Raw genomic sequence first — 5,920 nt, forward strand, 5'->3', positions numbered from 1 at the left:
ACTTTTTCAACAAAAAAAAGTCCTCAATCTTTTGATTGAGGACTTTAGTATATTATATTGATTTGTATCAATATAAAGAAAGGCAGCGACCTACTCTCCCACCTATTGGCAGTACCATCGGCGCAAATGGGCTTAACTTCTCTGTTCGGTATGGGAAGAGGTGAGCCCCATCGCTATAACCACCTTAAATCTTTCAGTTGCACTAATTGTCAACTGTATAAATTAACATACTGGTCTAATAATATCATTTAAATCATCTAGTCTTAAAAAAAAGAGTGTCGCTTCCTACTTCCGAAGAAGTAGGAAGACATACATAAGCTTATGGGTTATTAGTAATACTCGGCTATGACATTACTGCCTTTACACCTGTATCCTATCAACGTGGTAGTCTCCCACGACCCTTTAAAGAAATCTCATCTTGTGGTGGGTTTCGCGCTTATATGCTTTCAGCGCTTATCCCTTCCCGACGTAGCTACCCAGCAGTGCTCCTGGCGGAACAACTGGTACACTAGAGGTCAGTCCAACTCGGTCCTCTCGTACTAGAGTCAGATCCACGCAAATTTCTAACGCCCACAGCAGATAGAGACCGAACTGTCTCACGACGTTCTGAACCCAGCTCGCGTGCCACTTTAATGGGCGAACAGCCCAACCCTTGGGACCTTCTCCAGCCCCAGGATGTGACGAGCCGACATCGAGGTGCCAAACCCCCCCGTCGATATGAGCTCTTGGGGGAGATCAGCCTGTTATCCCCGGAGTACCTTTTATCCTTTGAGCGATGGCCCTTCCATGCGGAACCACCGGATCACTATGCTCTTGTTTCCAACCTGATCGACCTGTATGTCTCTCAGTCAAGCACCCTTATGCCATTGCACTCTACGTACGGTTACCAAGCGTACTGAGGGTACCTTTAGAAGCCTCCGTTACTCTTTTGGAGGCGACCACCCCAGTCAAACTACCCACCAAGCACTGTCCTCATTTCTGAGTTAGGCTCTAGACAAGCAAAGGGTGGTATTTCAAGGACGACTCCACAACGCCTAGCGACGCCACTTCATAGTCTCCCACCTATCCTACACATTACTTATCCAAAGTCAATACTAAGCTATAGTAAAGGTTCACGGGGTCTTTTCGTCCCGCTGCGGGTAATCGGCATCTTCACCGATACTACAATTTCACCGAGCTCATGGCTGAGACAGTGTCCAGATCGTTGCACCATTCGTGCAGGTCGGAACTTACCCGACAAGGAATTTCGCTACCTTAGGACCGTTATAGTTACGGCCGCCGTTTACTGGGGCTTCATTTCAGATCTTCGCCGAAGCTAAACCCTCCACTTAACCTTCCAGCACCGGGCAGGTGTCAGGCCTTATACATCATCTTTCAATTTAGCAAAGCCCTGTGTTTTTGATAAACAGTCGCCTGGACCTTTTCACTGCGGCCCATCGTTAGATGGGCGACCCTTCTCCCGAAGTTACGGGTCTATTTTGCCTAGTTCCTTAGCCATGAATCTCTCGAGCACCTTAGAATTCTCATCCCAACTACCTGTGTCGGTTTACGGTACGGGTTCTTATAATCTGAAGCTTAGAGGTTTTTCTTGGAAGCGCTTAGGCACACTATCCACTCGTCCGAAGAGTTGTGGTACTATCGAACTTTGCCAAAACCTAACTCTTAATCTGGTTCTATAGCTACATTCTTCAACGTACTATTCCGTCAGTACGCGGTGCTTTCATTACTCCGTCACCCCATCGCAATTATAAGAAGTACAGGAATATTAACCTGTTATCCATCGACTACTCCCTTCGGATTCGCCTTAGGACCCGACTAACCCTCAGCTGATTAGCATCGCTGAGGAAACCTTAGTCTTTCGGTGTGCGGGTTTCTCGCCCGCATTATCGTTACTTATGCCTACATTTTCTTTTGTAACCACTCCAGCATACCTTACAGTACACCTTCTACGCAGGTTACAATGCTCCCCTACCACTTGTAATAAATTACAAATCCATAGCTTCGGTAATATGTTTATGCCCGATTATTATCCATGCAAAACCGCTCGACTAGTGAGCTGTTACGCACTCTTTAAATGAATGGCTGCTTCCAAGCCAACATCCTAGCTGTCTAAGCAGTTTCACCTCGTTAGTTCAACTTAACATATATTTTGGGACCTTAGCTGATGGTCTGGGTTCTTTCCCTCTCGGACATGGACCTTAGCACCCATGCCCTCACTGCTGTGTATATTTTATAGCATTCGGAGTTTGTCAGGAATTGGTAGGCGGTGAAGCCCCCGCATCCAATCAGTAGCTCTACCTCTATAAAACTTTACCACAACGCTGCACCTAAATGCATTTCGGGGAGTACGAGCTATTTCCGGGTTTGATTGGCCTTTCACCCCTACCCACAGGTCATCCAAAGACTTTTCAACGTCAACTGGTTCGGTCCTCCACTGTGTGTTACCACAGCTTCAACCTGCCCATGGGTAGATCACCCGGTTTCGCGTCTACTACTACTAACTATGCGCCCTATTCAGACTCGCTTTCGCTCCGGCTCCATGTCTTAAACATTTAACCTTGCTAGAAACAGTAACTCGTAGGCTCATTATGCAAAAGGCACGCCGTCACACAGTAAATGTGCTCCGACCGCTTGTAGGCGTACGGTTTCAGGATCTCTTTCACTCCCTTACTTAGGGTTCTTTTCACCTTTCCCTCACGGTACTAGTTCACTATCGGTCTCTCAGGAGTATTTAGCCTTACCGGATGGTCCCGGTGGATTCATACAGGATTACTCGTGTCCCGCACTACTCAGGATACCACTATCAATAACTTCTCTTACTTATACGGGACTATCACCCTCTTTGGTCAGTCTTTCCAAACTGTTCTAATTCAATTAGCATCGAATATTGTGGTCCTACAACCCCAAAATTGCCGTAACAATTTTGGTTTGGGCTGTTCCGCGTTCGCTCGCCACTACTAACGGAATCACTATTGTTTTCTCTTCCTCCGGTTACTTAGATGTTTCAGTTCACCGGGTTTACCCCTATTGCTAGGTGACATGTCTTCAACATGCCGGGTTGCCCCATTCGGATATTTACGGATCATAAAATATGTGCTTCTCCCCGTAACTTTTCGCAGCTTATCGCGTCCTTCATCGTCTCTGAGAGCCTAGGCATCCGCCATACGCCCTTATTTAGCTTATTGTACTTTTTGCTGTAGAATTACTTCTACAACGAGCTCTTTTATTATTTTTATAAAATTTTGCTTAAACTTAATTAAAAGTCTAAACCTTCTCTATCTATTTGATTCTTACGATATCATTATACCAATATGTCAATGAACTTTTTCCTTAGTATTCAGTGCTCAGTTGAAGTAGGCAGTGAACTGCTTACTGTAAACTGTGACTGTTTACTGGATTGTGGAGAATATCGGAGTCGAACCGATGACCTCCTGCGTGCAAGGCAGGCGCTCTAGCCAGCTGAGCTAATCCCCCGTGATTTCAGTTGTCAGTTATCAGTTAACAGTTATCAGTTAATTGATGACTTATACGTCAACTTGGGATACCCAACTTCTAAAATTTCCTTAAATATCTAAAACTTAGTAGTCTCGGGCAGACTCGAACTGCCGACCTCTACATTATCAGTGTAGCGCTCTAACCAGCTGAGCTACGAGACTATAATAGCTTAAATATTTAGTATTTGTTTAAAATTAACAGCAAAGAGTAAAATCTTCTTTCGTAACTCACCATCTTTTCTCTAGAAAGGAGGTGTTCCAGCCGCACCTTCCGGTACGGCTACCTTGTTACGACTTAGCCCTAGTTACCAGTTTTACCCTAGGCGGCTCCTTGCGGTGACCGACTTCAGGTACCCCCAGCTTCCATGGCTTGACGGGCGGTGTGTACAAGGCCCGGGAACGTATTCACCGGATCATGGCTGATATCCGATTACTAGCGATTCCAGCTTCACGGAGTCGAGTTGCAGACTCCGATCCGAACTGTGATATGGTTTATAGATTCGCTCCTATTTGCATAGTGGCTGCTCATTGTCCATACCATTGTAGCACGTGTGTAGCCCAGGACGTAAGGGCCGTGATGATTTGACGTCATCCCCACCTTCCTCACGGTTTGCACCGGCAGTCCCGTTAGAGTCCTCAGCATGACCTGCTAGCAACTAACGGTAGGGGTTGCGCTCGTTATAGGACTTAACCTGACACCTCACGGCACGAGCTGACGACAACCATGCAGCACCTTGTGATCTGTCCGAAGAAAACTCTATCTCTAAAGCTGTCAGACCACATTTAAGCCCTGGTAAGGTTCCTCGCGTATCATCGAATTAAACCACATGCTCCACCGCTTGTGCGGGCCCCCGTCAATTCCTTTGAGTTTCAATCTTGCGACCGTACTCCCCAGGTGGGACACTTATCACTTTCGCTTAGTCACTGAGATAAATCCCAACAACTAGTGTCCATCGTTTACGGCGTGGACTACCAGGGTATCTAATCCTGTTCGCTCCCCACGCTTTCGTCCATGAGCGTCAGTATATACGTAGTAGACTGCCTTCGCAATCGGTATTCTGTGTAATATCTATGCATTTCACCGCTACACTACACATTCTATCTACTTCCGTATAACTCAAGTCAACCAGTATCAAAGGCAGTTCCATAGTTAAGCTATGGGATTTCACCTCTGACTTAATTGACCGCCTGCGGACCCTTTAAACCCAATGATTCCGGATAACGCTTGCACCCTCCGTATTACCGCGGCTGCTGGCACGGAGTTAGCCGGTGCTTATTCTTACAGTACCGTCAAGCTCCCTCACGAGGGAGTGTTTCTTCCTGTATAAAAGCAGTTTACAACCCATAGGGCCGTCTTCCTGCACGCGGCATGGCTGGATCAGGCTCTCGCCCATTGTCCAATATTCCTCACTGCTGCCTCCCGTAGGAGTCTGGTCCGTGTCTCAGTACCAGTGTGGGGGATCTCCCTCTCAGGACCCCTACCTATCGCTGTCTTGGTGAGCCGTTACCTCACCAACTAACTAATAGGACGCATAGCCATCTCATACCGATAAATCTTTAATGTATTAATTATGCAAAAAATACATACTATGGAGTATTAGTCAGAATTTCTCCTGGTTATTCTCCAGTAAAAGGTAGGTTCTATACGCGTTACTCACCCGTGCGCCGGTCGTCATCTGTAGCAAGCTACAATGTTACCCCTCGACTTGCATGTGTTAAGCCTGCCGCTAGCGTTCATCCTGAGCCAGGATCAAACTCTTCATCGTATATTTTTATAATTTGGATGATATAGTTTCAAAAGAATTATGATTTTAAAAAATCATGTAATCTTACTCTTTGTTTTACGCTGTCAATTTCAATATTTTCAATGAACGTTTTAGCTACATTATCAATCTTATCAACCAATAATCTTTACTAAATCTTTGTAGAAATGTTAGACTCGAACTAACTGTTTTATCCTAAAAACTTCCAAAATTTCTCTGTGGTCTGAAATCAATTCAGAACCTGAACTTTACTTATCTCTCAAAGCGGGTGCAAATGTATAAACTCTTTTTTAATTACCAAAAACATTTTTAATGTTTTTTTGAATTTATTTTTAACACCATTTCTATGAACTAAACCTATCTAAAATTGGGATTGCAAAGATACTATATTTAATATCTATTACACAATGTTTTTTGAAAAAAAATTAAACCAGATCTTATCCAGAACGCACTCCTCAAAACAACTTCAAATATCTATCAATTTGCGGCTGCAAAGCTAAAAACTATTTTGTTTCTAACAAGTACTTTTTGATTTATTTTTTAAAAAAATGAAAACCCTTATTTAAATGAACTAAAACTAAAAAAAAGACCAAACTTATCCCTTAGCGGCTGCAAATATACACCCCTTTTTAAACCTCACAATACCTAATCCAATCTTTTTTT

General features: G+C 44.4%; 2 tRNA genes and 3 rRNA genes. All 5 read right to left on the minus strand.

Annotated elements, in window-relative coordinates:
* Nucleotides 1-77: 77 nt before the first annotated feature.
* Nucleotides 78-187: ribosomal RNA gene (gene rrf, locus ACEWL1_RS12055) — 5S ribosomal RNA — on the minus strand.
* A gap of 123 nt (nt 188-310) precedes the next feature.
* Nucleotides 311-3,184, minus strand: a 23S ribosomal RNA gene (locus ACEWL1_RS12060).
* 216 nt (nt 3,185-3,400) lie between these two features.
* Nucleotides 3,401-3,474 (minus strand) — tRNA-Ala (locus ACEWL1_RS12065).
* Nucleotides 3,475-3,582: 108 nt separating this feature from the next.
* A tRNA-Ile gene (locus tag ACEWL1_RS12070) sits at nt 3,583-3,656 on the minus strand.
* An 84-nt stretch (nt 3,657-3,740) separates the two neighbouring features.
* Nucleotides 3,741-5,260: ribosomal RNA gene (locus ACEWL1_RS12075) — 16S ribosomal RNA — on the minus strand.
* Together the 16S, 23S and 5S rRNA genes with 2 tRNA genes alongside form the textbook arrangement of a ribosomal RNA operon.
* Nucleotides 5,261-5,920: the final 660 nt, after the last annotated feature.

This window comes from Polaribacter gochangensis (genome assembly GCF_046224025.1).
Classification (GTDB): domain Bacteria; phylum Bacteroidota; class Bacteroidia; order Flavobacteriales; family Flavobacteriaceae; genus Polaribacter; species Polaribacter gochangensis.